The sequence below is a fragment of the Streptosporangium sp. NPDC000396 genome, assembly GCF_042898655.1.
GTDB lineage: Bacteria > Actinomycetota > Actinomycetes > Streptosporangiales > Streptosporangiaceae > Streptosporangium.
In genome coordinates, this window is record NZ_JBIAZA010000003.1 from 379793 (window position 1) to 403275 (window position 23483).

Consider the following 23483-nt stretch of genomic DNA (forward strand, 5'->3'; position numbering starts at 1 on the left):
CTCCGGCCTCCCCCCGGAGACCGTCATCCTCAGGTCTGACTTTCCACGGGCAGGGCCGTCATCGCCGGACCGGGAGCCGACGGTGAAGTGCGGTCCGTGGTCCGACGCGCCACAGGTCCCGCGTGCGAAACCCTCGGCAGCATGATCGAAGTCAAGGAACTGACCAAACGCTACGGCCCGGCCGTCGTGGTGGACGGGCTGTCGTTCCAGGTGAAGCCGGGAGTGGTGACCGGTTTCCTGGGGCCCAACGGCGCGGGAAAGTCGACCACCATGCGCATGCTGCTCGGCCTGGACACGCCCACCTCGGGGGAGGGGCTCGTCAACGGCCGCCGCTACGTCACGATCCGGCGCCCGATGCGCGAGGTGGGTGCGCTGCTCGACGCGAACGCCGTTCACCCGCACCGCAGCGCCTTCAACCATCTGAGCTGCCTGGCGCGGAGCAACCGCATCGGCGTGCGGCGGGTGGTGGAGGTGCTGGAGCAGGTCGGCCTGGCCGGGGTCGCGCGTAAGCGGGCCGGCGAGCTCTCCCTCGGAATGCGGCAGAGGCTGGGGATCGCCACGGCACTGCTCGGCGATCCGGGTGTGCTGATGTTCGACGAGCCGGTCAACGGGCTGGATCCGGAGGGCGTGCGATGGATCCGTCACCTGATGCGCTCGCTGGCCGCGGAGGGCCGTACCGTCCTGCTCTCCAGCCACCTGATGAGCGAGATGGCGCTCACCGCGGACCGTCTCGTCGTCATCGGGCGCGGCCGGTTGATCGCCGAGACCTCGGTCGGGGATCTGGCCGCCCGCTTCGATCGGGGTGTGCTGGTGCGCTCCCCGCGCGCCGCGGAGCTGACCGGTGTGCTTGAAGCCGCCGGAGCGACGGTCCTGGTGGAGCCCGACGGAGGGCTTGCCGTGAAGGGGCTGGAGGTGGCGGAGATCGGCGACCTCGCCGCCGGGTACGGGCTCGCCGTACATGAGGTGACGCCGCGCAGCGCCTCCCTGGAGGAGGCGTATATGGAGCTCACCGGTGACAGCGTCGAGTATCGGGCGGCCGGACGGCCCGGTGAGGGCATCGGCCGGCGGGAGGCGGGGCGATGATCGACGCGCTCGCCTCCGAGTGGCTGAAGCTGCGCTCCGTCCGCTCCACCTGGCACATCCTCGGCGCCGTCGTGGCCTTCGTGCTGCTCATGGCCGGATTCACGTTCTACGTGGGGAGCCTCTGGGACGGCCTGCCGGCCGGGCAACGGGCCACCTTGCGAGCCGCCCAGCCCGAGCGGCTCATCCTGATGCCCGCGCAGATCTGCCTGGCGGTGCTCGGCGTCCTCACGATGACCTCGGAGTACGCCACCGGGATGATCCGCACCAGCCTCGTGGCGGTGCCGCGGCGGCACACGGTGCTGGCGGCAAAGGCGGCGGTCGTCGCCGCCGTCGCACTCGTCGCGGGGGAGGTGAGCGTGTTCGTGACGTTCTTCACCGGCCGGGCGATCATAGGGGATCGTCTCATCCGCGATTTCGCGGCACCGATGGCCGAGGAACTTCCCAAACTGTTCGCCACGGGTCTGTCCGTGCCGATGCTCGCCATGGTCGGGCTCGGTCTGGGCGCCGTCCTGCGATCCACGGCGGGGGCGATCACCACCGTCGTCGGCCTGCTGTTCGTGGTTCCGCGATTCGTCGTTTTCCTGCCCAGTCCCTGGAACGCCCGGGTCGGCTCGGTGCTGCCGGAGGATCTGACCCTCCAGGCGGCGGGCGAGGTTCCCCTGGCGGTGGGCCTCGGAAAGGCCGCCGGGGTCGGCCTGTCCCCGGCGGCGGCGTTGACCGTGATGGCCCTGTACGCCGTCGCCGCCCTCGGCACGGGAGCCGTCATGTTCACCCGAACAGACGTCTGACCTGGGAAGGCGCCGAACGGGGAGGGGCCGGCGAGATCGGATCGCTTGGGACTCCGAAAAGAAGAGTACTTTTACGAAATATCCGATTTTTATTGCGTTTAGCCCTTACGTCCGGTCGTACGGTCGGTAGACGGAACGACGTTCATCTGAAGGAACCGTGAGGAAGTGGTCCGCGATGGACCAGGCGGTGCCGACCTCCGTACAGGAAGTCAAGGAAGCCGGGGCAGATGCGGCAAGCCCATGACGTTCAGGCGGCCGGGGACCGGGTCGAGGCGCTGCTGGCCGAGTTGGCCGGGCTCGGCGGCCCGGCGCGGGACGCGGCCGAGGAACTGGTCCGGGTTCTGGTCGAGTTGTACGGCGCGGGCCTGGAGCGGGTCATGGAGATCGTCACCGAGGCCGAGGCGGCCGAGGTGCTGCGCCGCCTGGCCGCCGACGATCTGGTCGCGGCGCTGCTGGTGCTGCACGACCTGCACCCGCTGAGCACCGAGGAGCGGGTGCGCGCGGCGCTGGAGGACATCCGGCCCTATCTCGGCACCCATGCCGGGGACGTGGAGCTGGTGAGCGTCGAGGAGACGGGCGTGGTGCGGTTGCGGCTGCGGGGCACCTGCCACGGCTGCCCCTCCTCACAGCTCACGGTGAAGCTGGCGATCGAACGGGCGATAGCGGAGGCGGCACCCGAAGTCTCCCACGTGGAGGTGGAGGGCATGGTCGGCCAGGAGGCCCCGCTGCTCCAGATCGAGACGCGGCCACCGCCCGGCCCGTGCCCGGTTCCCGACAGGACGGCAGCGCGGTGAGCACGGGACTCCGGCGGTTCAGGGAACCTCGCCCCGCACCGCTCCAGGCGGCGGAGGAACGCTGCGAGATGTGCGCCGAGCCGATCGGCGCCGAGCACGGTCACGTGGTGAACGTCGAGACACGCGCCCTGATATGCGCCTGCCGGAGCTGCTATCTGCTCTTCACGGTGGAGGGCGCGGCGATGGGGAAGTTCCTGGCGGTGCCGGACCGCTATCTGTACGATCCGTCGTTCCGGCTGAACGCGGCCGACTGGGACGAACTGCAGATCCCGGTGCGCATGGCGTTCTTCTTCCGCAACTCCGCGCTCGGCCGTACGGTCGCCTTCTACCCGAGCCCCGGCGGGGCCACCCAGTCCGAGCTCCCGCTGGAGACCTGGGAGCGGGTCCTGGCGGCCAACCCGGCGCTGGCCGGCGCCCTGCCCGACGTCGAGGCGCTGCTCATCGACCGCCGCGGAGACGGGTGCGCCTGCCATCTCGTCCCGGTCGACGCCTGCTACCGGCTCGTCGGCCTGGTCCGGACGCGCTGGAAGGGCTTCGACGGCGGCCAGGAGGCATGGCAGGCCATCGACGGCTTCTTCGCCGACCTGCGTGAGCGCAGCCGCATAGTGGGCGGTGACCATGGCTGATCTCGATTTCACCTGCGTCGACGTCCGAGCCGACCGCTTCGCGGCCTCCCCGACGCTCCAGTGCCGGCTGCGGCTCACCGAGGCGAGCGGCGGCGTCGTGCAGGCCATCGCGCTGCACTGCCAGATCCGCATCGAGCCGCAGCGGCGCCGCTACACGCCCGAGGAGGCCGCCTTGCTCGGTGACCTGTTCGGCGACCTCTCCCGGTGGGGCGCCACGCTGAAACCCCTGCAGTTCGCCAACGTCTCGATCATGGTCCCCGGCTTCACCGGGACGACGGAGGCCGACCTGCCGGTACCCGTCACCTACGACCTTGAGGTGGCCGCGGGCAAATACTTCGCCGCGCTCGACGACGGCGAGATTCCCCTGCTCATGCTCTTCAGCGGAACCGTGTTCACCAAGGCGCCCGCCGGCTTCTCGGTCGATCGGGTGCCGTGGGACCGCGAGGCGCGCTACCGGCTGCCGGTGGCCGTGTGGCGGGAGCTGATGGATCACTACTTCCCCGGTGAGGGATGGGTACGGCTGAGCCGGGACACGCTGCGTGCCCTGAACCGCTTCAAGTCCACCCGGGCGCTCGCGACGTGGGACGAGGCCATGCGGGCGCTGCTGGCGCAGGCAGAGGAGACGGCCTGATGAGCACCCCGCTGGAGATCGCGCGCAAGGTGGCAGACGCGGTGCTGCGCGTGCGGGCCGACCGGCTCGCCGTGCCGTTTCCTCTACTTCTCACCCGACGAGGCCGAGCCGCTGGGGGATGGTGAGTGACCGAAAAGGGGGGAACCATGATTCGACGCCTGCTGATCGGGGCGATCGTCATCGGGATAGCGATTGTGATCGTGCAGTCCCTGCCCGACATCGTCCGCTACAAGCGGATCAGGGACATGTGAGCGGTGACCGGCGACACGCGCACCCTCTCGGCGAGGGCGCCGCGCTCATCGGCCACGTCAAGGACGACCCGCCCGGAGCCCGCCGAGGCCTTGGGCGCGAGAGCCGTTTCCCGATATTCGCGTGTGGCGATGGATCATTCGCGGGCTGTGATGTGTGATTGTCTCGCAGACACACCGCTGATTGTGGAGGTACCCGTGGGAAAGCTGAACGAGGAAGTGAAGGCACTGTTCAGGCAGCCGATCTACGGCTGGGTGACCACCGTTCGGCCTGACGGCTCGCTGCACAGCACGGTCGTCTGGGTGGACGTCGACGGAGACGACGTCATCTTCAACACGGCCGTCGGCCGCGCCAAGGAGCGCCACCTGCGCGACGACCCGCGGGTGTCGGTGAGCGTGCTGGACCCCAAGGACGCCTTCCACCTGGCCAGCGTCTCGGGCAACGCGAAGCTGGAGCTTGAGGGCGCCGACGGGGTCATCGACGGGCTGGCGAAGAAATACCTCGGCGTGGACACCTACCCCTACCGGCAGCCGGGCGAGCAGCGCATCACGGTCAGGGTGACGCCCGACCAGGTGATCTACAGCCCCGGAAGCTGAACGGCGATCCACGACGGCCCGATCCCGGCGCCCCCGGCGGAGGCGGTCCTCCGCCGGGATTCTCTCCCGGCTAGCATGTCGCGCGATACCGGGACATCGGGAAGGGCTGGGTGTTGAAAGATCTCGGAGATGGGTTCCGCGGCTTCTGGCGGGAGCGTCACCTGTCCACGCTGACCACCGTACGGGCCGACGGCACGCCCCACGTCGTCCCCGTGGGGGTGACGCTGGACGCCGACTCCGGGGTCGCCCGGGTGATCACCTCTGGCGGCTCCCACAAGGTTCGCCACGTGCTCGCCGCCGGAGACGAAGGAGCGGCGGTCGCGCTCTGCCAGGTGGACGGGCGTCGCTGGTCGACCCTGGAGGGACGGGCGACGATCCGCCGGGACGCCGAGTCGGTGGCCGACGCCGAGCGCCGGTACGAAGAGCGCTACCGCCGGCCCCGCGAGAACCCCGCCCGTGTCGTGATCGAGATCCGTGTCACCCGGGTGCTGGGCAATGTCTGACCTGGTCACCGTGGTCGGCATCGGAGCCGACGGCTGGGCGGGCCTGTCGCCCGCGGCGCGGCGCGAGCTGCACGCGGCCGAGGTCCTGATGGGCAGCGCCCGGCAGCTCGCACTGGTCCCAGAGCCGACCGCCGAGCGCGTCGCCTGGCCCTCGCCGTTGCTTCCGGCCCTGCCCGCGCTGATCGCCTCCCACCAGGGGCGCCGGGTGTGCGTGCTGGCCAGCGGCGACCCCATGTTCCACGGCATCGGCACGACGCTGGTCAGGCTGCTCGGCGCGGATCGGGTCAGGGTGCTGCCGCACCCGTCGTCCGTCTCGCTGGCCTGCGCGCGGCTCGGCTGGGCCGCCGACCAGGTCGAGGTGGTCAGTCTCGTGACGCGACCGGTCGAGTCGGTGCACACGGCGATCCACGAGGGGCGCCGGGTGCTGGTCCTCAGCGCCGACGGCCGCACCCCGGCCCAGGTCGCCGCGCTGCTGACCGCGCGCGGGTACGGCGGGAGCCCGATGACGGTGCTGGAGCGGCTCGGTGCCGCCGAAGAGCGCGTGATCTCCGGCACGGCCGGTCGCTGGCCGCTGTCGGTGGCGCATGACCTCAACATCGTCGCCGTGGAGTGCCGGGTGGACGCCGGAGTCGTGCCCCTGCCGTGCGTCCCCGGACTGCCGGACGGGGCGTTCGAGCACGACGGCCAGCTCACCAAGAGCGAGGTGCGCGCGGTGACCCTGTCCCGGCTCGCGCCCGCCCCCGGGGAGCTGCTGTGGGACGTCGGCGCCGGAGCGGGCAGCGTCGCGATCGAGTGGATGCGTGGCCACCCGGCCAACCGGGCGGTGGCGGTGGAGGGCCACCCCGAGCGGGCGGAGAGGATCGCCCGCAACGCCCGTGGGCTCGGCGTGCCCGGTCTGAACGTGGTGACCGGGACGGCTCCCGAGGCGCTCGCCGGGCTGGAGCCGCCCGACGCCGTCTTCATCGGCGGCGGGGTGACCATTCCCGGTGTGGTGGAGGGCTGCTGGGAGGCGCTGCGGCCCGGCGGCAGGCTGGTGGCCAATGCGGTGACCGTCGAGTCCGAGGCCGTACTGGCCTCCTGGCACGGCGAGCTCGGCGGTGATCTGGTGCGGCTGGCGGTCAGCAGGGCGGCCCCGGTCGGCGGGTTCACCGGCTGGCGGCCCATGATGCCGGTGACGATCTGGACCGTGGTCAAGCCCGTTCTTCCGGAGGTGGAGCGATGACGGTGCGGTTCGTCGGGGCGGGCCCGGGCGCCGCGGATCTGATCACCGTGCGCGGGCAGCGGGTGATCGCGTCTTCGCCGGTCTGCCTGTATGCCGGTTCCCTGGTCCCGGCCGAGCTGCTGGAGTGCTGCCCTCCGGGGGCGCGGCTGGTGGACACCGCCAAGATGGCGCTGGAGGAGATCGTGGCGGAGATGCTCTCCGCCCACGCCGCCGGTCATGACGTGGCCCGGCTGCACTCCGGTGATCCGTCGGTGTTCAGCGCGATGGCCGAGCAGATGAGGCGGCTGGACGCGGAGGGGGTGCCCTACGAGGTGGTCCCCGGCGTGCCCGCGTTCGCCGCGGCCGCCGCGTCGCTGAAACGGGAGCTCACCGTGCCCGGGGTGGGTCAGACGATCGTGCTGACCCGGACCTCGGTGCGTGCCACGCCCATGCCCGAGGGTGAGGACCTGGACACGCTCGGCCGTAGCCGGGCGACGATGGTCCTCCACCTGGCCGTGCAGCGCATCGAGGCGGTCGCCGAGGAGCTGATCCCCAATTACGGCGCCGACTGCCCGGTGGCCGTGGTGGCCCGGGCCAGCCGGGACGACGAGGTGATCCTGCGCGGAACCCTGGCCGACATCGCCGGCAAGGCCCGCACCGCCGGGATCGTCCGCACCGCGGTGATCGTCGTCGGCCGCGTGCTGACCGCGTCGGAGTTCCCCGACAGCCACCTGTACTCGGCCGCCCGCTGCCGTGACTGAACCCGGCACCCCCCGTGCCGGGGCGTCCTCGCCCGCCGCACCCGGACGCCGCCCCGGGCCGTTCCGTCCGGCTCGTGTGGCGGGCGCGTGGCCGTACCGGGGCACTCCTTCGGCGATCGCACGGCCGGGTCAGCCCGCGCGGCCGACGATCGTGCCCGCGCGGTCGATGACCACCACGTCCACCGTCACGGGAGCCTCGCGCAGCACGCCGGCGGCCGTCAGGCGGGCCCGCTCAGCGACCAGGTCGCCCAGCGGCAGGCCCGCCTCCTGGCAGAGCCGGAGCGCGTGCAGGGCCGTGTTGGCCTCCAGCACCCGCCCGGCCAGCGCCTCGTCCCCGCCCGCCGAGCGGACGATCTCGGCGAGCATGCCCGGATTGACCTGCGAGCGGCCCGAGTGAAGGTCCAGATGACCGTCGGCGAGTTTGGAGAGCTTGCCGATGCCCCCGGCGACGGTCAGCCGGGGCACGGGGTGCCTGCGCAGATACTTCAGCACGGCTCCCGCGAAATCCCCCATGTCGAGCAGGGCGTCCTCCGGCAGCCCGTACAGTTCGGCCGCGACCCTCTCCGACGTGCTGCCGGTGCAGCCGGCGACGTGCTCGTGGCCCGCCGCCCTGGCCACGTCGATGCCGCGCCGGATGCTGTCGATCCAGGCCGAGCAGGAGTAGGGCACCACGATGCCGGTCGTTCCGAGGATCGACAGCCCGCCCAGGATCCCCAGCCGGGGGTTCCAGGTCTTCCTCGCCAGCTCCTCGCCGTGCGCCACCGAGATCTCCACGATCACGTCACCGGTCCCGCCGTGCCGGGCGGCCACCTCGGCGACATGCTCGCGCATCATCCGCCGGGGAACCGGATTGATCGCCGGTTCGCCCACGTCCAGTGGGAGTCCCGGCTTGGTCACGGTGCCGACCCCGGGCCCCGCGGCGAACACCACGCCGGTGCCGGGGGCGCCGTGCCGTACGGTCGAGGAGATCAGGGCGCCGTGCGTCACGTCGGGGTCGTCGCCGGCGTCCTTGACCACCGCGGCCATGGCCGCGCCGTCCCTCAGCGCCTCCTGGGCCAGCGCGAACGCCGGGCGCTGCCCCTTGGGCAGGGCGATCTCCACCGGGTCGAGGAAGTCGCCGGTCAGCAGTGCGGTGTAGGCGGCGGTGGTGGCCGCGGTCGCGCAGGCGCCGGTGGTCCACCCGTGGCGCAGCGGCGCGCTCATGGTTCGATCACCATCGGGTACGGCAGGGCGACGTCCTGCGACGGAAAAGTCGGAAGAAAGGCGGCGATGTGCTGAACATTCTGGTGCTGGGCGGCACGGACGAGGCCAGGCGGCTGGCCGCCGCCCTCGCCGGACGTGCCGGAACGCACGTGGTCTCCTCGCTGGCGGGCCGGGTGCGCGACCCCAAGCTGCCGGTCGGCGAGGTGCACGAGGGCGGCTTCGGCGGTCCCGACGGGCTCCGGGCGTGGATCGGGGAACGCCGGATCGACGTCGTGGTGGACGCCACCCACCCGTTCGCCGCCCGGATGACCGCCTCGGCGGTCGAGGCGACCGGCCGCGCCGGGGTGCCGCTGCTGATTCTGCGGCGGCCGGGCTGGCAGGCGGGCCCCGGCGACGACTGGCGCTGGGTGCCGTCGCTCACCGCGGCCGCCGAGCTGCTGCCCGCGCTGGGGGAGAGGGTGTTCCTGACCACCGGGCGCCGGAGCCTGCCGGTTTTCGCGGGCCTGGACGGCCTGTGGTTCCTGGCCCGTTCCGTGGACCCGCCGGAGCCCCCCGCCCCGCGCCGCCTGGAGGTGCTGCTCAGCCGGGGCCCGTTCACGGTGGAGGGCGAGCTGGCCCTCATGCGCGAGCACCGCGTGGACATGGTGGTCACCAAGGACAGCGGCGGAGAGATGACCACGGCCAAGCTGCTCGCCGCCCGCGAGCTCGGGCTGCCGGTCGTGATCGTACGGCGTCCGCCCTCGCCCGCGGGCGTCCCCGCGGTGGAGACGGTCGAGGCGGCGGTCGGCTGGCTGGATCGGCATGGGACCGATGACCGGAGCGAGGCCGGTCACGCCGGGTAACGGCGAGGGGTGAACACCACCCGGCCGCCGTCACCCCGCTCGACCAGCCGGGTGGTCGAGGAGCCCACCAGCAGCAGGCAGCGCATGTCCACCATGGCCGGATCGAGCTCGGCGAGGGTGGTGACGGTCATGCTCTCACCGGCTCCGCCGACGTCACGGCCGATGACCACGGGAGTCTCGGGCGCGCGGTGCTCCAGCAGCAGGTCGCGCGCCGCGGCCACCTGCCAGGTGCGGCTCTTCGAGGCGGGGTTGTAGATCGCCAGGACCAGATCGGCCTTCGCCGCGGCGGTGATCCGGCCGGCGACGACCTCCCACGGCTTGAGCAGGTCCGACAGCGACAGCACGCAGTAGTCGTGGCCCAGCGGCGCCCCCGCCCGGCTCGCCACCGCGTGCGCCGCGGTCAGACCCGGCAGCACCCGCACCGGGACGTCCGCGAACCGTGGCTCGCAGGCCACCTCCAGCACGGCGCTGGCCATCGCGAACACCCCGGGGTCGCCCGAGGACACCACGGCGACCCGGGATCCGGCCGCCGCCAGCTCCAGCGCGTGCGCGGCACGTTCGGCCTCCACCCGGTTGTCGGTGGGATGGCGGCGCTGGCGCGGGTTCGGCGGGACCCGGTCCAGGTAGGGGCCGTACCCGATGAGCTCGTCGGCGGCGGCCAGCGCGTCCTGCGCCTCCGGGGTCAGCCACGGCCGCCCGGCCGGGCCGAGCCCGACCACGACCACCTCGCCGGAGCCGACGGCCGGGGGCGCGGGCTCGGCTTCCTCCGCCGGCGCGGGCCGCGCCGCGTTGACCGGGCTCGGGATCAGCGCCAGCGAGAAGTACGGCACGCCGTCCGGGTCCACCTCGGCGAGCGGGGCCAGGCGCTGGCCGCCGGTGGTGGCGCGCTCCACGTACCAGGCCTCGTCGAGGCGACCGGCCTGGGCCAGCGCGTCACGCACCTTGGTGAACGTCCGGCCGAGCTTGAGGATCGCCACCGAGTCGGTGGCGGCGACGCGCTCGGCGAGGACCTCCGCGGGAAGCGTCCCGGGCAGCACGGTGAGCGTCTCGTCCCGTTCGACCAGAGGCCGGCCGAGGACCGCCGCGGCACCGCTCACCGAGGTCACCCCGGGGACCACCTCGGTGACGTAGCGATGGGACAGGCGCTTGTGCATGTGCATGTAGGAGCCGTAGAAGAGCGGGTCGCCCTCGCACAGCACCACCACGTCGCGGCCCGCGTCCAGGTGTGCGGCCAGCCGCAGCGCGCAGTCGGCGTAGAAGTCGTCGATGGCACCCTGGTAGCCGCCGGGATGATCGGTGGTCTCCGTGGTGAGCGGGTAGATGAGGGCTTCCTCGATCTGACCGTCACGCAGGTACGGCGCGGCCACCGAGCGGGCGATGCTCCTGCCGTGGCGGGCGCTGTGGAAGGCGATCACGTCCGCCTCACCGATCAGGCGGGCGGCCTTGACGGTCACCAGCTCCGGATCGCCCGGCCCGAGCCCCACTCCCCACAGCCGTCCGGTCACGTTGTCGCTCATTCTTCCTCGCTCGCGATCGCGTTGACCGCGGCGGCGGTCATCGCGCTTCCACCCCGGCGGCCGTGCACGACCAGGTACTCCAGGCCCGCCGGGTGCTCGGCCAGGGCCTGCTTGGACTCGGCGGCGCCGATGAAGCCGACCGGGATCCCGAGCACGGCGGCCGGCCGCCCGGCGCCCTCCTCGACCATCTCCAGCAGCCGGAACAGCGCGGTCGGCGCGTTGCCGATCGCGACCACGGATCCCTCCAGCCGGTCGCGCCACAGCTCCAGCGCCGCGGCGCTGCGGGTGGTGCCCAGCCGCTCGGCGAGCTCCGGCACGCCCGGCTCGCCCAGCGTGCAGATCACCTCGTTGCCGGCGGGCAGCCGGCGGCGGGTCACCCCGGAGGCGACCATCATCGCGTCGCACAGCACCGGCGCGCCCGCGCGCAGGGCCGCGCGCGCCGAGGCGACCACGCCGGGTGACCATCCGAGGTCGGTGACCAGGTCGACCATCCCGCAGGAGTGGATCATGCGGACCGCCACCTGGGCGACATCCGCGGGCAGACCTCCCAGGTCGGCCTCGGCGCGGATGGTGGCGAAGGAACGGCGGTAGATCTCCGCGCCGTCGCGGACGTAGTCGATCACGTTCCTCCTCTGACGGCCGTCAACGCGGCCGTGGTCTCTTCGATGCCCGCACAGGTCACGCCGCGGCCGTCCAGGTCCACGCGGTAGCCGTCGCCGGTGGCGACCACGTCGGCGACTCGCCCCCGGGGACGGCCGCAGCGCCGTTCGCAGCCCGCCCAGTGCACGGGGAGCGTACCGGTGCGCGGGGAATCCGCCACACGCGGGGCGACGGCACGGGCCGCGTCGGCCTGCACGTCGGCCAGCGACCTGGCGCAGCCGGGGCGGCCGGTGCAGGCCGTCACGCCGATCCACGGCGAGGCGGGGTCGGTGACCAGGCCCGCGTCCGCCAGCAGGCCGATCGCCCGGGAGACTTCGGCACGGGCCAGACCGGGCAGGACCACGCCCCGCCACGGCGTCAGCCGTACCTCGCCGGAGCCGGAGGAGGCCAGGCGGGCGAGCAGTTCCGCCTGGGCGGAGGTCAGCCGCCCGAGGGGTATCGCGACCCCGAGGGCGACCTCTGGGCCGGTGGTGGTGCGCGATCGTTCGATGACGCCTACCGGGCCGAGCGTGACGGGGCGAAGCCGTACGCGGTCGGAGGACGTGAGCGCGGCGCGGGACGGCACCGGCGCGGGGGCGGCGGGATCGGCGGGCGCGGTCGTGGCGCGGGTCTGACCGACGCCGACGGCCGGGGCGGCGGAGGCGAGCATGGCGCCGGCCCGGGCCGCGACCCGTGCGGGACCGTCGGCCAGCTCGCCGATCCGCCAGGCGCCGGTTCCCTGGGCGGACGACTCCGCGAGGAACGCCTCGGCGGCGGCGAGCAGGGCGGGCACCATCGAGACCGCCGGCACGCGCAGGCCGCTGTCGGTGCCCGCGAGGATGACGGCGGCCTCCTCCGGGCCTGCCGGCAGGAGGCAGGCGTCGGCGCCGAGCCCGGCCACGTCCCCCCGGCCGTCGTCGAGGGCGAACATGAACCGCCCCGAGAGGGCGGCGAGGGCGGGCCGGGCGCACAGGCGCCGGTCCAGTTCGGCGACCAGGGGGGTGACGTCGAGAAGCCCGTCGCCGTCGAGCCCGGTCAGCGGGGAGGCGAGGATGTTGCGGACTTTCTCGTGGGTGGGCGACGGCAGCAGCCCCGCCGCGGCCATCCGGCTCGCGAACGCGTCCACGCCTCCCGGGCCGCCCGCCGGACCGGGGCCGGTGGCGAGGCCGCGGATCTGGACGTTCGCGCGGGAGGTCAGCTCGATGACGCCGCTCCCGCAGACGGTGGCGGCCTCGGCGAGGTCGCGCAGCTGGGAGGCGGTCAACCGGCCGCCGGGAATCCTGATCCGCGCCAGGCCGCCGTCGGCGGCGGCGTGCACCTGAAGTGCCCCCGGACATGCGTCTGAGCGCGATCGTCCGAAAGAGTCGCCTGTGACCACGCTGAGGATGTTAACTCCAGTTTCTTGCAAAGAGCCGGGCTGCCGTAGTCTCATCGTGGCGACGGCACAGGGAGGAAGCCGGTGTGAATCCGGCGCGGTCCCGCCACTGTAACCGGGGAGCGAACCCCACCCAGGCCACTGTCCGGCGACGGACGGGAAGGCCGGGGGGAGCACCGATCCGGGAGCCAGGAGACTCCAGCCGTCGTGGCCGACGACGACCCGGGGCGAGGACCCCGAGGGAGGAAGCTCTGTTGCGCTTTTCGCCGTTCCCCTGCGCCCCCGCGGCACCGCTGGGCCGTACCGCCTCGCTTCCCGTGGAGCGTGGCGCGTGATCCTCCTGCTCTCGACCTCGGACACCGACCTGCTCAGCGCCCGCGCGAGCGGCGCGGACTACCGGCTGGGCAACCCCGCCCGGCTCACCGCCGAAGATCTGCCGTCCCTGACGGAGGGCGCCGACCTGGTCGTGGTCCGGCTGCTCGGCGGGCGCCGCGCCTGGGAGGAGGGCCTGGACGCCCTGCTCGCCGGGCCCCGCCCCGTCGTCGTCCTCGGCGGCGAGCAGGCGCCGGACGCCGAGCTGATGGAACTGTCCACCGTGCCCGGCGGCGTCTGCGCCGAAGCGCACGCCTACCTCGCGCACGGCGGACCGGCCAACCTCGCCGAGCTCCACCGCTTCCTGTCCGACACCCTGCTGCTGACCGGACACGGGTTCGCCGCGCCCGCCCCCACCCCCGCCTGGGGCGTGCTGGAACGCCAGGCCCGCCGCGAGGACGGCCCGGTCGTCGGGGTGCTCTACTACCGGGCACACCATGTCGCGGGGAACACCGCCTTCGTCGAGACCCTCTGCTCGGCCGTCGAGGACGCGGGCGGCCGGGCTCTGCCCGTCTACTGCGCCTCCCTGCGCAGCGCGGAGCCCGGCCTGCTGGAGACCCTGCGCGCTGTGGACGCCCTGGTGGTGACCGTGCTCGCGGCCGGTGGCACCCGGCCGGCCACCGCGTCGGCGGGCGAGGACGACGAGGCCTGGGACGTCGGCGCGCTCGCCGAGCTGGACGTGCCGATCCTGCAGGGTCTGTGCCTGACGAGCAGCCGGGCGTCCTGGGAGGACAACGACGACGGCCTGTCCCCGCTCGACGCGGCCACCCAGGTCGCGATCCCCGAGTTCGACGGGCGGATCATCACGGTCCCGTTCTCCTTCAAGGAGATCGACGAGGACGGGCTGACCGTCTACGCGGCCGACCCGGAGCGCGCTGCGCGCGTGGCCGGCATCGCGGTACGGCACGCCGTGCTCCGGCACGTCCCGGCCGGCGAGCGGCGGATCGTGCTGATGCTCTCGGCCTATCCCACCAAGCATTCCCGGATCGGCAACGCCGTCGGCCTGGACACCCCCGCGAGCCTCGTCAGGCTGCTGGCCGCCCTGCGCGAGCACGGTTACGACATCGGCGCAGAGGGCGAGCTGCCGGGCGTGGCCGAGCAGGACGGCGACGCGCTGATCCACGCGCTCATCGCGGCGGGCGGGCAGGACCAGGAGTGGCTCACCGAGGAGCAACTGGCCGCCAACCCGGTCCGCGTCGCGGCGAGCCGGTACGCCGAGTGGTACGGCACGCTGCCGGCGGACCTGCGAGCCGGAATGGAGGAGCACTGGGGCCCCGCGCCGGGCGAGCTGTTCGTGGACAGGTCGCAGGACCCGGACGGCGAGATCGTGCTGGCCGCGCTGCGCGCCGGAAACGTCGTGGTCATGGTGCAGCCGCCGCGCGGGTTCGGCGAGAACCCCATCGCCATCTACCACGACCCCGATCTGCCGCCCAGCCATCACTACCTGGCGGCCTACCGCTGGCTGGCCGACGACTTCGGCGCGCACGCCGTGGTGCACGTGGGCAAGCACGGCAACCTGGAGTGGCTGCCCGGCAAGTCCGCGGGGCTGTCCGCCTCCTGCGGCCCCGACGCCGCGCTCGGCGACCTGCCGCTGATCTATCCCTTCCTCGTCAACGACCCCGGCGAGGGCACCCAGGCCAAGCGCCGCGCCCACGCCACCCTGGTCGACCACCTCGTTCCTCCGATGGCCCGCGCCGACACCTACGGGGACATGGCCAGGCTGGAGCAGCTCCTCGACGAGCACGCCTCCATCGCCGCGATGGACCCGGCGAAGCTTCCCGCGATCCGCGCCCAGATCTGGACCCTGATCCAGGCCGCCAGGCTCGACCACGACCTCGGCATCGAGGACCGCCCGCACGACGCGGAGTTCGACGACTTCCTGCTGCACGTCGACGGCTGGCTGTGCGAGGTCAAAGACGTCCAGATCCGTGACGGGCTCCACGTGCTGGGCGTGGCGCCCGAAGGCGGGACGCGCGTCGACCTGGTGCTCGCGATGCTCCGCGCCCGTCAGATATGGGCCGGCAGCCAGGCAACGGCGGGACTCCGCGAGGCCTTGGGCCTGACGGAGGACGGTACGGCCGGCCGTACCGGCACGGATGAGGCCGAGACCCTCGCCCGCGCGCTGGTCGAGGCGATGGAGGAGCGGGACTGGGACCCGGCCGCCGCCGCCGAGGTGACCACCACCGTCCTTCGTCCGGCCTCGTCCCCCGCTTCGGCTGACGTGACCGCCCCGGCTGCGGCCGCGCCTGCCGCCGCAGGGGAGGAGACCGCCACTGCTCCGGGGACGGCCGCCACCGCTCCGGGGACGGCTGTCGCCGATTCCGAGGCGGAGCCGAGGACGGGCGCCCCGGCGGACCTCGGGATGGTGGAGCGGATCCTGCGGTTCGCGGCCACCGAGGTCGTGCCCCGGCTGGCCCGGACCACGGATGAGATCGGCGCGATCCTGCACGCCCTCGACGGAGGGTATGTCCCGGCGGGGCCGAGCGGGTCGCCGTTGCGCGGGCTGATCAACGTGCTTCCCACCGGCCGTAACTTCTACTCGGTCGACCCCAAGGCCGTGCCGAGCAGGCTGGCCTGGGAGACCGGGCAGGCGATGGCCGACTCCCTCCTGGAGCGTTACCGGGCGGACACCGGCGACTGGCCGCGCTCGGTCGGGCTGTCGGTGTGGGGGACCAGCGCCATGCGCACGGCCGGGGACGACGTGGCGGAGGTGCTGGCGCTGCTCGGCGTGCGGCCGGTGTGGGATGAGGCGTCGCGACGGGTCACCGGGCTGGAGGCGATCCCCGCCGAGGAACTGGGGCGCCCGCGCGTGGACGTCACTGTCCGGATCAGCGGATTCTTCCGCGACGCGTTCCCGCACGTCGTGGCCCTGCTCGACGACGCGGTACGGCTGGCCGCCGGGCTTGAGGAGCCCGAGGAGCTCAACTACGTCCGGGCGCATGTCCTCGCCGACCAGGCACGTCACGGGGACGGGCGCAGGGCCACCATGCGGATCTTCGGGTCCCGGCCGGGAGCCTACGGCGCCGGGCTGCTGCCGCTGATCGACAGCCGTAACTGGCGCGACGACGCCGACCTGGCCGAGGTCTACGCGGTGTGGGGTGGCTTCGCCTACGGCCGGGGCATCGACGGGGTCCCCGCCAGGCAGGACATGGAGACGGCCTACCGGCGGATCGCGGTGGCGGCCAAGAACGTCGACACCCGCGAGCACGACATCGCCGACTCCGACGACTACTTCCAGTATCACGGCGGGATGATCGCCACCGTCCGCGCGCTCACCGGGAAGGCGCCGGCCGCCTACATCGGCGACAGCACCCGCCCGGACGCGGTCCGCACCCGGACGCTCTCGGAGGAGACCTCCAGGATCTTCCGCGCCCGGGTGGTCAACCCCCGCTGGCTGGCCGCCATGCGCAGGCACGGCTACAAGGGGGCCTTCGAACTCGCCGCCACCGTCGACTACCTGTTCGGCTACGACGCCACCACAGGCGTGGTCGCCGACTGGATGTACGACAAGCTGGCCGCCACCTACGTGCTGGACCAGGAGAACCAGGACTTCCTGATCAGGTCCAACCCGTGGGCGCTGCACGGCATCGCCGAACGCCTGCTGGAGGCGGCGAACCGCGGAATGTGGGAGCACCCCGATCCCGGCATCCTGCGTGATCTCCAGGAGGTCTACCTCAAGTCGGAGGGAGACCTGGAGGACGGCGCCTGATCGGAGAGCCCGGTGTCTCCCCGCGGTTTCGTTCCGCGGGGAGACACCGGGCCGCCGTCAGGAGCGGCCGAACCAGCGGCTGTCAGGAGCGGCGGCCGAACCAGCGGCGCCCCTTCGCGGGCTTGGCGGCCTCCCCGGTCCCGGCCTTGGCGAAGCCGGCCTGCGGCGGGACGGTCGGGGAGCAGGCGTCCAGGGCGACCGGGTCGCCCATGGTGACCACGATCTTGCGGGAGCCCTTGAAGGCCTCGCGCGCGTGCGCGGACAGGATGTTGTCGACGATCAGGATGTCGCCCGGCCGCCACGTCTCCCTGACCGTCGCCTGGCGGTAGGCCTCGTCGATGGTCTCCACGTCCTCCTTGGAGATCGGCTCGCCGTCGCCGTAGGCGGTGTTGAAGGGCAGGTTCTCGTGCCCCAGATCCTCCAGGAACACCTCGCGGACCTCCGGCTCAAGCGTCCACTCGTTCCAGAAGACCGTGTGGTTGAACCAGACCTCCTCGCCGGTTCCGGGGTGGCGGATGGTCGCCGAACGGCGCTGGACGGTGCGGAGCTGGTCGTCGCCCACCCACTCGTGGGCGATGTGGTTCTCGGCGCAGTAGGCGGCGACCTCCTCCCTGTCCTCGGTGCCGAAGGCGGTGCGCCAGCCGAGGCTGATGTGGTCGCCGTAGTTGCGCACCAGGGACCAGCCGTGCGCGCGGAACCGGTCGGCGAGCGGTTGCGGGATGCTCCTGAGCACCTTGCGCACGTCGGTCACCGGGGTCGCGCCGCCCTCGTCGGGGGCGATCAGGCAGCCGAACATCAGCAGCCCGGGGAAGTTGAGCGCGTAGCTGTTCTCGTTGTGCGGGCGGATCGCGTGGGACGGCGGCAGGTCGGTGGACGAGTAGACGTCCTTGCCGAAGTGGCTGCGCGGGGTGGCCTTCTCGACGTATCCGGCGAGCTTGGAGACCAGGGCGTCGCGCACCTCGGCGAAGTCCTCCACGCCCTTCACCGGCAGCCCTCGCAGGTACAGCGCCCCGTGCTCGTCCAGGCCCGCGCGGATGGCGTCGCGGTTCTCCCGCAGCCAGTCGCAGGTCTCGCCCAGGTCCGACCCCTGGGCGTCGGCCGCGGCGGGCCTGCCCTCCCTGACCTCCCAGTCGATGGCGATGGTGTTCACGATGCGTGGGTCCTTTCCAGCTCTTCGATGCCGACGAGGTCGTCGGGCTTGGCGTCGGGCACGTCGTCGTCGAAGCGCGCCAGGGTTCTGATCCGGGTGCCGGCGAGCACCAGCAGGGCCATGCCGAGGCCGCACAGCAGGTAGAGCAGCCCGATCCCGCGTCCCGGTCCGGTGCCGATGACCGCGCCGACCGTGCCCGCGAGCGGGCCGCCCGCAGCCAGCAGCGGGTCGAGGAGCGGGCCGGCGAGCGGGGCGATGACGCCGAAGCCGAGAGGCACGGTAGCCGCGGCGATCATGGTGTTGACCGCGATGATCCGGCCCTGGAAGCGCTGCGGCACCTTCACCTGGATGATCGTCATGATGGTGCCGTTGATCAGGGCCAGCGCGAAGGACATGCCGAAGGCGCCGACGCCGATCAGCCAGAGGCTGGGCCGCAGCCCGGTCAGCACGCCCGCGACCGCCATCAGCATCGTCGCGGCGATCGCGCCGCGCAGCCTGCGGTGGGTCGGGCCTCCCCAAAGGCTCATGACGACGCCGCCGGCGACCGCGCCCGCACCGGCCGCGACCGCCACGGCCCCGGCGGCGGTCAGCGGGGCGAAGGAGAGGACCAGCGGCGAGACCATGACGAACATGGGCGCCAGGAACAGGTTCACACCGGCGAAGAAGAAAAGCATGCCGCGGAAGCTCCGGTGCCCCAGCGAGAATCGGAAGCCGTTCGCGATCTCGGCGGACATCGGCTCCCGGCGGCGAAGCCCCAGCGTGGTGGGGAACCTGACGAGCAGGACCACGACGACGGCGAACGCGTAGGCCGCGACCTGAATGGTCAGGATGCCCTTCAGCCCGATCGCGGCGAGCATGCCGACCGCGACGAGCGGGACCAGGAACTGGGCGGTGCCGATCGCGAGCTGCACGATGCCGTTGGCGTGCCCGAGGTAGCGCTTGGGCACCAGCTGCGGGATCGACGCCTGGTAGGCGAGCCGCTGGAACGTCACCGAGACGGAGACGACGGCTATCAGCACGTAGAGGGGGGCGACCGTGAGCCGGTCGGTCAGCAGCAGGGCGAGCATCGCCGCCTGCGAGACGCCCGACACCACGTCACCGGCGATCATCACCCGGCGCCGGTCGTAGCGGTCGACCACGGCGCCGGCCAAGGGCGCCACGCAGATGCCCGGCACGAGGGCGAGCAGGGCGATGAGCCCGAAATGGGCCATCGACCCGGTGACCGTGTAGATCCAGATCGGCACCGCGAACTCGGTGAGCGCCGACCCGGTGAGCGAGACCAGCTGCCCCAGCGCGACGGGCAGGAACCGGCGCATGCTCGGCTCGCGGTCCTGCCGTACGGCCTGCCGCTCCACGGAGTCCTGGAGCCACCAGGTGCCGCCCGCCTCGCGCGAGTGCGCCTCGCGCCAGGCCGTGTCGGCGGTGTGGGTGCCCGTGAGGATCTGGGCGAGCTCGCCGGCCCGGTACTTGGGGAAGAAGTGCCCGGCCTCGTCGATGACGACCAGGGAGGCCGAGTCGGACAGGAAGCACCACTCCTTGAAGCGCTCCTGGTAGAACTCGGTGCTCGGGTCGCGCTCGCCGACGACCGAGATGATGGGCGCCTTCAGCCGGGGCTGCTCGGTGCTCAGGATCCTGGTGAAGTACTCCTCGGCCATCCGGCCGTCCTCGCGCATCAGCTCGACCGTGAAGGCCACCTGCTCCTCGTCGAGGCCGGACATGTCGCCGCCGAGCGCGCGCAGCTCGGCGGCGACCGTGCGGGTGCCGTGCAGGCGGTCGTTGAGCAGCCTGCTGAGCGAGCCGAGGAAGCGGCCCTTGGGACGGGCGAAGGGGAAGATGCCGCCCAGGTAGAGGGCGTCCAGCTCGCGCCCCGACGCCTCGACGCGCTGGGCCAGCTCCACGGCCAGCGCGCTGCCGGGGGCGCAGTGCCCGTAGATCACGATCGGGCCGCTGATGTGCTGGGCGATCTCCTCGACGCAGAGCCTGGCCACCTCCTCGAAGGGCAGCTGCTTGTCCTCCCCGGGCTCGCGGCCGGGGGCGGCGACCGCGTAGAGGGAGTATCCGGCGGGCATCGAGTCGGCGAGCGTCTGGTAGACGACCGCGTTGGCGCCGCCGTACGGCACGCAGATGACGGAGCCGAGACGGTCCTTCGGATCGATCGGGCGGGTCAGCTCCGCCAGTATCCGGCGCTGGGCGGTCGTCTCCCCGCGGCGCTCGGTGACGAGCCTGGCGAGTTCGGCGACCGTCGGGTGCTTGAACATCTCCAGCACGCCGATCGGCGGCTTGCTGTCCGGGAAGGCCTTGCGCATCCTCGCCACGACCTGGGTGGCCAGCAGCGAGTGACCGCCAAGCTCGAAGAAGTTGTCGCCGGTGCCGACCCTTTCGACGTCGAGGACGCCCGCCCAGATCGCGGCGATGGCCTCCTCGATCGGGTCGGCCGGGGCGACGTAGCCGGGCCGCTGGTCAAGACGCTCGGGCTCGGGATCCGGCAGCGCCCTGCGGTCCACCTTGCCGTGGGCCTGGAGCGGGAAGCGGTCGAGCCAGGCGAAACGTCCGGGCACCATGTACTCGGGCAGCCGGTCGAGCAGGTGCGCCCGCAGCTCGGCCACGGGGGCCTCCTCGGCGCCCGGCTCCTTCTCCAGCCAGGCGACGAGGAGGTCGCCGCGCAGGTCCACGACACCCTGGACGACCCCGGGGAGCGTGCCGAGCGCGGCCTCGATCTCGCCGAGCTCCACCCGGTAACCACGGATCTTCACCTGGTGGTCGGTGCGGCCGAGGAATTCCAGGCGCCCGTCGTCGAGCCTGCGGACCAGGTCGCCCGTGCGGTACATCCGCGCGCCCGGCTCGCCGTACGGGTCGGCGACGAAGCGCTCGGCGGTCAGGCCCGGGCGGCCGAGATAACCACGGGCCAGGGTGTCGCCGCCGATGTAGAGCTCTCCCGCGACGCCCGGCGGGACGAGGCGCAGCGCCTGGTCCAGGACGTAGACGCGCGCGTCGGGGAGCGGACGGCCGATGGGCCAGGCCGTCCCGGCCGCGGGCGCCTCGGGGTCCACCCGCTCGGTGGTCACCGCGACGACCGTCTCGGTGGGGCCGTAGCTGTTGAAGATCGCGCAGCCGGCGCGGGTGGCCAGCTCGCGGACCCACGCGGTCGGCGACGCCTCGCCCGCGAGGACGAGGGCGCGCCGCGGCAGCAGCCGCTCGGGCTCGACCTCCGCGCCCAGCGCGGCGAGGTGGGAGGGCGTCATCTTCAGGTAGTCGAGACTCGCTATGGCCTCGGCCAGCTCGGGCCCGGAGCCGCGGCGGGGCAGCTGGTGGAGGGTCCCGCCACCGGTGAGCGGCAGGTAGAACATCAGCATGCTGAAGTCGAAGGCGAGCGACTGGAGCAGGCCGAAGGCGGCGCCGGGCACGATGTCGTAGGCCTCGCGGATGTATTCGAGGTAGGCCACGATGTGCCGGTGCTGGACGCCGACCCCCTTGGGCCGTCCGGTGGTGCCGGAGGTGTAGATCACGTAGGCGAGGTGGTCGGGGCCGGCGAGCGGCTCCAGCGGCGTGTCGTCGCCCTCGCCGGTCAGCCGGTCCAGCTCGACGATCGGGCCGGTGAAGCCGCCCGCCCGGTCGCGCAGCGCCGAGTCGGTGACCAGAAGGACGGCCGACGAGTCGGCGAGCAGGAACTCCAGCCGGTCGCGAGGCTGCTCGGGGTCGAGCGGCAGGTAGGCGCCGCCCGCCTTGAGCACCGCGAGGATCGCGACGGCGGCGTCCACGGCCCCGTCCAGGCAGATCGCGACGCGCGCGTCGGGGCCGACGCCGGAGTCCCGCAGATGCCTGGCCAGCCGGTTCGCCCGGCGGTGCAGCTCGGCGAAGGCGAGCGAGCGCTCCCCGGTGACAAGGGCGAGCGCGTCCGGGGTCCGCGCGGCCTGGGCCTCGGCCATCTCACCGAGCGTGCGGTGCGAGGGCCGCCAGGTGCGGGTGCCCGCCCAGTCGCCGAGCAGCAGCTCGCGCTCCTCGTCGGCGAGCAGCGACACCTCGGACAGGCGGCGGTCCGGGCCGTCGACGGCCTCCCGGAGGAAGCGCAGCATCGAGTGCTCGATCCGCTCGACGGAGGCGGGCTCGAACAGGTCGGTGCGGTAGGTGAAGAAGCCGGTCAGTCCTTCGTCGGTCTCGGTGGTGTAGAGCGCGAGGTCGAACTGGGTGATCGCGAGCGGGGTGTCGAACGGGCCGACGCGCAGCCCCGCAACGGTCTCCTCGCGGGCCGCCTGGTTGGTGAGCGTGAAGGTCGCCTGGAAGATCGCCGAACGGCTGGGGTCCCGCTCCACGCGCAGGTCGTTGACGAGCTGGTGGAAGGGGTAGTCCTGGTGTGCGAGCGCGCCGAGCACGGTCTCCCTGGTGCGGAGCAGATGCTGGGCGACGGTGGGGTCGTTCCCGGTACGGCTGCGCAGGGTCACCATGTTGACGAAGGAGCCGACCACGACCTCCAGCTCGCGGTAGGGCCGTCCGGCCACCGGCGAGCCCACGGCGAAGTCGTCCTGGCCCGCGTGCCGGGCGAGCACCGCCTGGTAGGCCGAGAGGAGGGTCATGTAGAGCGTGGCGCCGTTCGCCCTGCCGAGCTCGCGCAGGGCCTCGGTCAGCTCGGCGTCCCAGGTGAAGGAGTGAACCGCGCCGTCGAAGCGCTGCTCGGCCGGGCGCGGACGGTCGGTGGGGAGCTCCAGGTCGGGCAGTCCGGCCAGCTGCTCGCGCCAGAACGCGAGGTCGGACTCCACCGCGGGCCCCGCCAGCCGCTCGCGCTCCCACACGGCGAAGTCGCCGAACTGCACGGGCGGTTCGGGCAGCGCCGCCGGTGACCCCTCGCGGAGCCCGGCGTACAACCGGAGAAGCTCGTCGGCCATGATCTCCAGCGACTGGCCGTCGCTGACGATGTGGTGGACGGCGAGGAGGAGCACGTGGTCGTCCGGTGCGACGCGGACCAGCAGGGCCCGCAGCAGCGTGTCGGCCGCCAGGTCGAACGGGCGGGTCAGCTCCTCGCCGACGAGTTCGGCCGCCCGCTCGGGGGTGCTCGCCTCGACGACCTTCAGCGTGGCGGGTCCCGGTTCGTCGACGACGACCTTCGGCCGCCCGTCCTGGCTGGGGAAGCGCATCCGCAGGGCCTCGTGCCTGGCCACCAGCGCCGTCAGCGCGTCCTTGAGCAGCGCGGCGTCCAGCTCACCTCGCAGGCGCTTGACCAGCGGGATCGTGTAGGCGATGTTCCCTGGAGCCAGCTGCTCCATGAACCACAGGCGCTCCTGGCCGCTGGACGGCGGCGGCTCTGCCCCCGGGGGGCGGGGCTGGACGGTGGTGCTCGCCGCCCGGCCGCGCAATCGCTGCGACAGGAGGGCACGCTTGTCGGCCGGGAGGGCGACGGCGCGCTCCGACAGCTGCTCGGTCATCCGAGGCTTCTTCCTTCCGTACTGGTA

The 23483-nt window shown here is 72.8% G+C and carries 19 protein-coding genes and 1 riboswitch; of the genes, 13 read left to right on the forward strand and 6 right to left on the reverse strand.

Going from position 1 to position 23483, the window contains the following annotated elements; translation table 11 throughout:
- Nucleotides 1-141: 141 nt before the first annotated feature.
- The 11 genes from ACFY2X_RS06680 (at nt 142) to cobM (ending at nt 7232) form a co-directional block, all read left to right on the forward strand.
- A complete protein-coding gene (locus ACFY2X_RS06680) occupies nt 142-1083 on the forward strand; it encodes an ABC transporter ATP-binding protein (RefSeq protein WP_389933315.1) in 942 nt (313 codons plus the stop codon).
- The gene (locus ACFY2X_RS06685) at nt 1080-1871 is read left to right on the forward strand and encodes an ABC transporter permease (RefSeq protein WP_389933318.1); all 792 of its coding nucleotides are present in this window, start codon (nt 1080-1082) and stop codon (nt 1869-1871) included. Before ACFY2X_RS06680 ends, ACFY2X_RS06685 begins: the two co-directional genes overlap by 4 nt.
- Before the next feature lie 227 nt (nt 1872-2098).
- Complete coding sequence (locus ACFY2X_RS06690; protein WP_389933321.1) at nt 2099-2665, forward strand: NifU family protein; 567 nt, start codon at nt 2099-2101, stop codon at nt 2663-2665.
- Nucleotides 2662-3291, forward strand: a complete 630-nt coding sequence (locus ACFY2X_RS06695) for a DUF5947 family protein (RefSeq protein WP_389933324.1) — start codon at nt 2662-2664, stop codon at nt 3289-3291. The genes ACFY2X_RS06690 and ACFY2X_RS06695 overlap by 4 nt, the downstream gene beginning before the upstream one ends.
- Nucleotides 3284-3922 carry a DUF6084 family protein gene (locus ACFY2X_RS06700; protein ID WP_389933327.1) on the forward strand — a complete coding sequence of 213 codons (639 nt, stop codon included), beginning with the start codon at nt 3284-3286 and terminating at the stop codon, nt 3920-3922. The genes ACFY2X_RS06695 and ACFY2X_RS06700 overlap by 8 nt, the downstream gene beginning before the upstream one ends.
- Nucleotides 3922-4047: a hypothetical protein gene (locus ACFY2X_RS06705; RefSeq protein ID WP_389933330.1), complete on the forward strand. Its 126-nt coding sequence runs from the start codon at nt 3922-3924 to the stop codon at nt 4045-4047. Before ACFY2X_RS06700 ends, ACFY2X_RS06705 begins: the two co-directional genes overlap by 1 nt.
- Before the next feature lie 21 nt (nt 4048-4068).
- Entirely contained in the window at nt 4069-4173 is a 105-nt protein-coding gene (locus tag ACFY2X_RS06710; RefSeq protein WP_389933333.1) for a DUF6893 family small protein, read from the forward strand.
- 195 nt (nt 4174-4368) lie between these two features.
- Nucleotides 4369-4767, forward strand: coding sequence for a TIGR03618 family F420-dependent PPOX class oxidoreductase (locus tag ACFY2X_RS06715; RefSeq protein ID WP_389933336.1), 399 nt, complete (start codon nt 4369-4371; stop codon nt 4765-4767).
- A gap of 110 nt (nt 4768-4877) precedes the next feature.
- Nucleotides 4878-5270 (forward strand): pyridoxamine 5'-phosphate oxidase family protein, encoded by a 393-nt coding sequence (locus ACFY2X_RS06720; protein ID WP_389933339.1) that lies wholly within the window; start codon nt 4878-4880, stop codon nt 5268-5270.
- A complete protein-coding gene (gene cbiE / locus ACFY2X_RS06725; RefSeq protein ID WP_389933341.1) occupies nt 5263-6492 on the forward strand; it encodes a precorrin-6y C5,15-methyltransferase (decarboxylating) subunit CbiE in 1230 nt (409 codons plus the stop codon). Before ACFY2X_RS06720 ends, cbiE begins: the two co-directional genes overlap by 8 nt.
- Entirely contained in the window at nt 6489-7232 is a 744-nt protein-coding gene (gene cobM / locus ACFY2X_RS06730) for a precorrin-4 C(11)-methyltransferase (protein ID WP_389933344.1), read from the forward strand. Before cbiE ends, cobM begins: the two co-directional genes overlap by 4 nt.
- Before the next feature lie 129 nt (nt 7233-7361).
- On the opposite strand, the gene ACFY2X_RS06735 is transcribed toward cobM, so the two are convergent.
- On the reverse strand, nt 7362-8435 hold the full coding sequence (locus tag ACFY2X_RS06735; RefSeq protein ID WP_389933347.1) for a cobalt-precorrin-5B (C(1))-methyltransferase: 1074 nt from the start codon (nt 8433-8435) through the stop codon (nt 7362-7364).
- Between the two features lie 68 nt (nt 8436-8503).
- On the opposite strand from ACFY2X_RS06735, the gene ACFY2X_RS06740 reads away from it, so the two are divergent.
- Nucleotides 8504-9277: a cobalt-precorrin-6A reductase gene (locus tag ACFY2X_RS06740; RefSeq protein WP_389933349.1), complete on the forward strand. Its 774-nt coding sequence runs from the start codon at nt 8504-8506 to the stop codon at nt 9275-9277.
- Here ACFY2X_RS06740 and ACFY2X_RS06745 read toward each other — a convergent pair.
- The 3 genes from ACFY2X_RS06745 to cobG all read right to left on the reverse strand — a co-directional run bounded on the left by ACFY2X_RS06745 (nt 9265) and on the right by cobG (nt 12865).
- A complete protein-coding gene (locus ACFY2X_RS06745; protein ID WP_389933352.1) occupies nt 9265-10794 on the reverse strand; it encodes a precorrin-2 C(20)-methyltransferase in 1530 nt (509 codons plus the stop codon). The genes ACFY2X_RS06740 and ACFY2X_RS06745 overlap by 13 nt on opposite strands.
- Nucleotides 10791-11417 carry a precorrin-8X methylmutase gene (locus ACFY2X_RS06750; RefSeq protein ID WP_389933355.1) on the reverse strand — a complete coding sequence of 209 codons (627 nt, stop codon included), beginning with the start codon at nt 11415-11417 and terminating at the stop codon, nt 10791-10793. The genes ACFY2X_RS06745 and ACFY2X_RS06750 overlap by 4 nt, the downstream gene beginning before the upstream one ends.
- The gene (cobG, locus tag ACFY2X_RS06755; RefSeq protein WP_389933358.1) at nt 11414-12865 is read right to left on the reverse strand and encodes a precorrin-3B synthase; all 1452 of its coding nucleotides are present in this window, start codon (nt 12863-12865) and stop codon (nt 11414-11416) included. The genes ACFY2X_RS06750 and cobG overlap by 4 nt, the downstream gene beginning before the upstream one ends.
- A riboswitch (cobalamin riboswitch) is annotated at nt 12830-13026 on the forward strand. (Overlaps the previous gene by 36 nt.)
- Before the next feature lie 113 nt (nt 13027-13139).
- Between cobG and cobN the strand changes: the two genes are divergently transcribed.
- Nucleotides 13140-16889: a cobaltochelatase subunit CobN gene (gene cobN / locus ACFY2X_RS06760; RefSeq protein WP_389933361.1), complete on the forward strand. Its 3750-nt coding sequence runs from the start codon at nt 13140-13142 to the stop codon at nt 16887-16889.
- 82 nt (nt 16890-16971) lie between these two features.
- Here cobN and ACFY2X_RS06765 read toward each other — a convergent pair whose 3' ends face one another.
- Both ACFY2X_RS06765 and ACFY2X_RS06770 read right to left on the reverse strand, forming a co-directional pair.
- Nucleotides 16972-18039 carry a TauD/TfdA family dioxygenase gene (locus ACFY2X_RS06765; RefSeq protein WP_389933364.1) on the reverse strand — a complete coding sequence of 356 codons (1068 nt, stop codon included), beginning with the start codon at nt 18037-18039 and terminating at the stop codon, nt 16972-16974.
- Nucleotides 18036-23456 (reverse strand): amino acid adenylation domain-containing protein, encoded by a 5421-nt coding sequence (locus tag ACFY2X_RS06770; RefSeq protein ID WP_389933367.1) that lies wholly within the window; start codon nt 23454-23456, stop codon nt 18036-18038. Before ACFY2X_RS06770 ends, ACFY2X_RS06765 begins: the two co-directional genes overlap by 4 nt.
- Between the last annotated feature and the right edge of the window lie 27 nt (nt 23457-23483).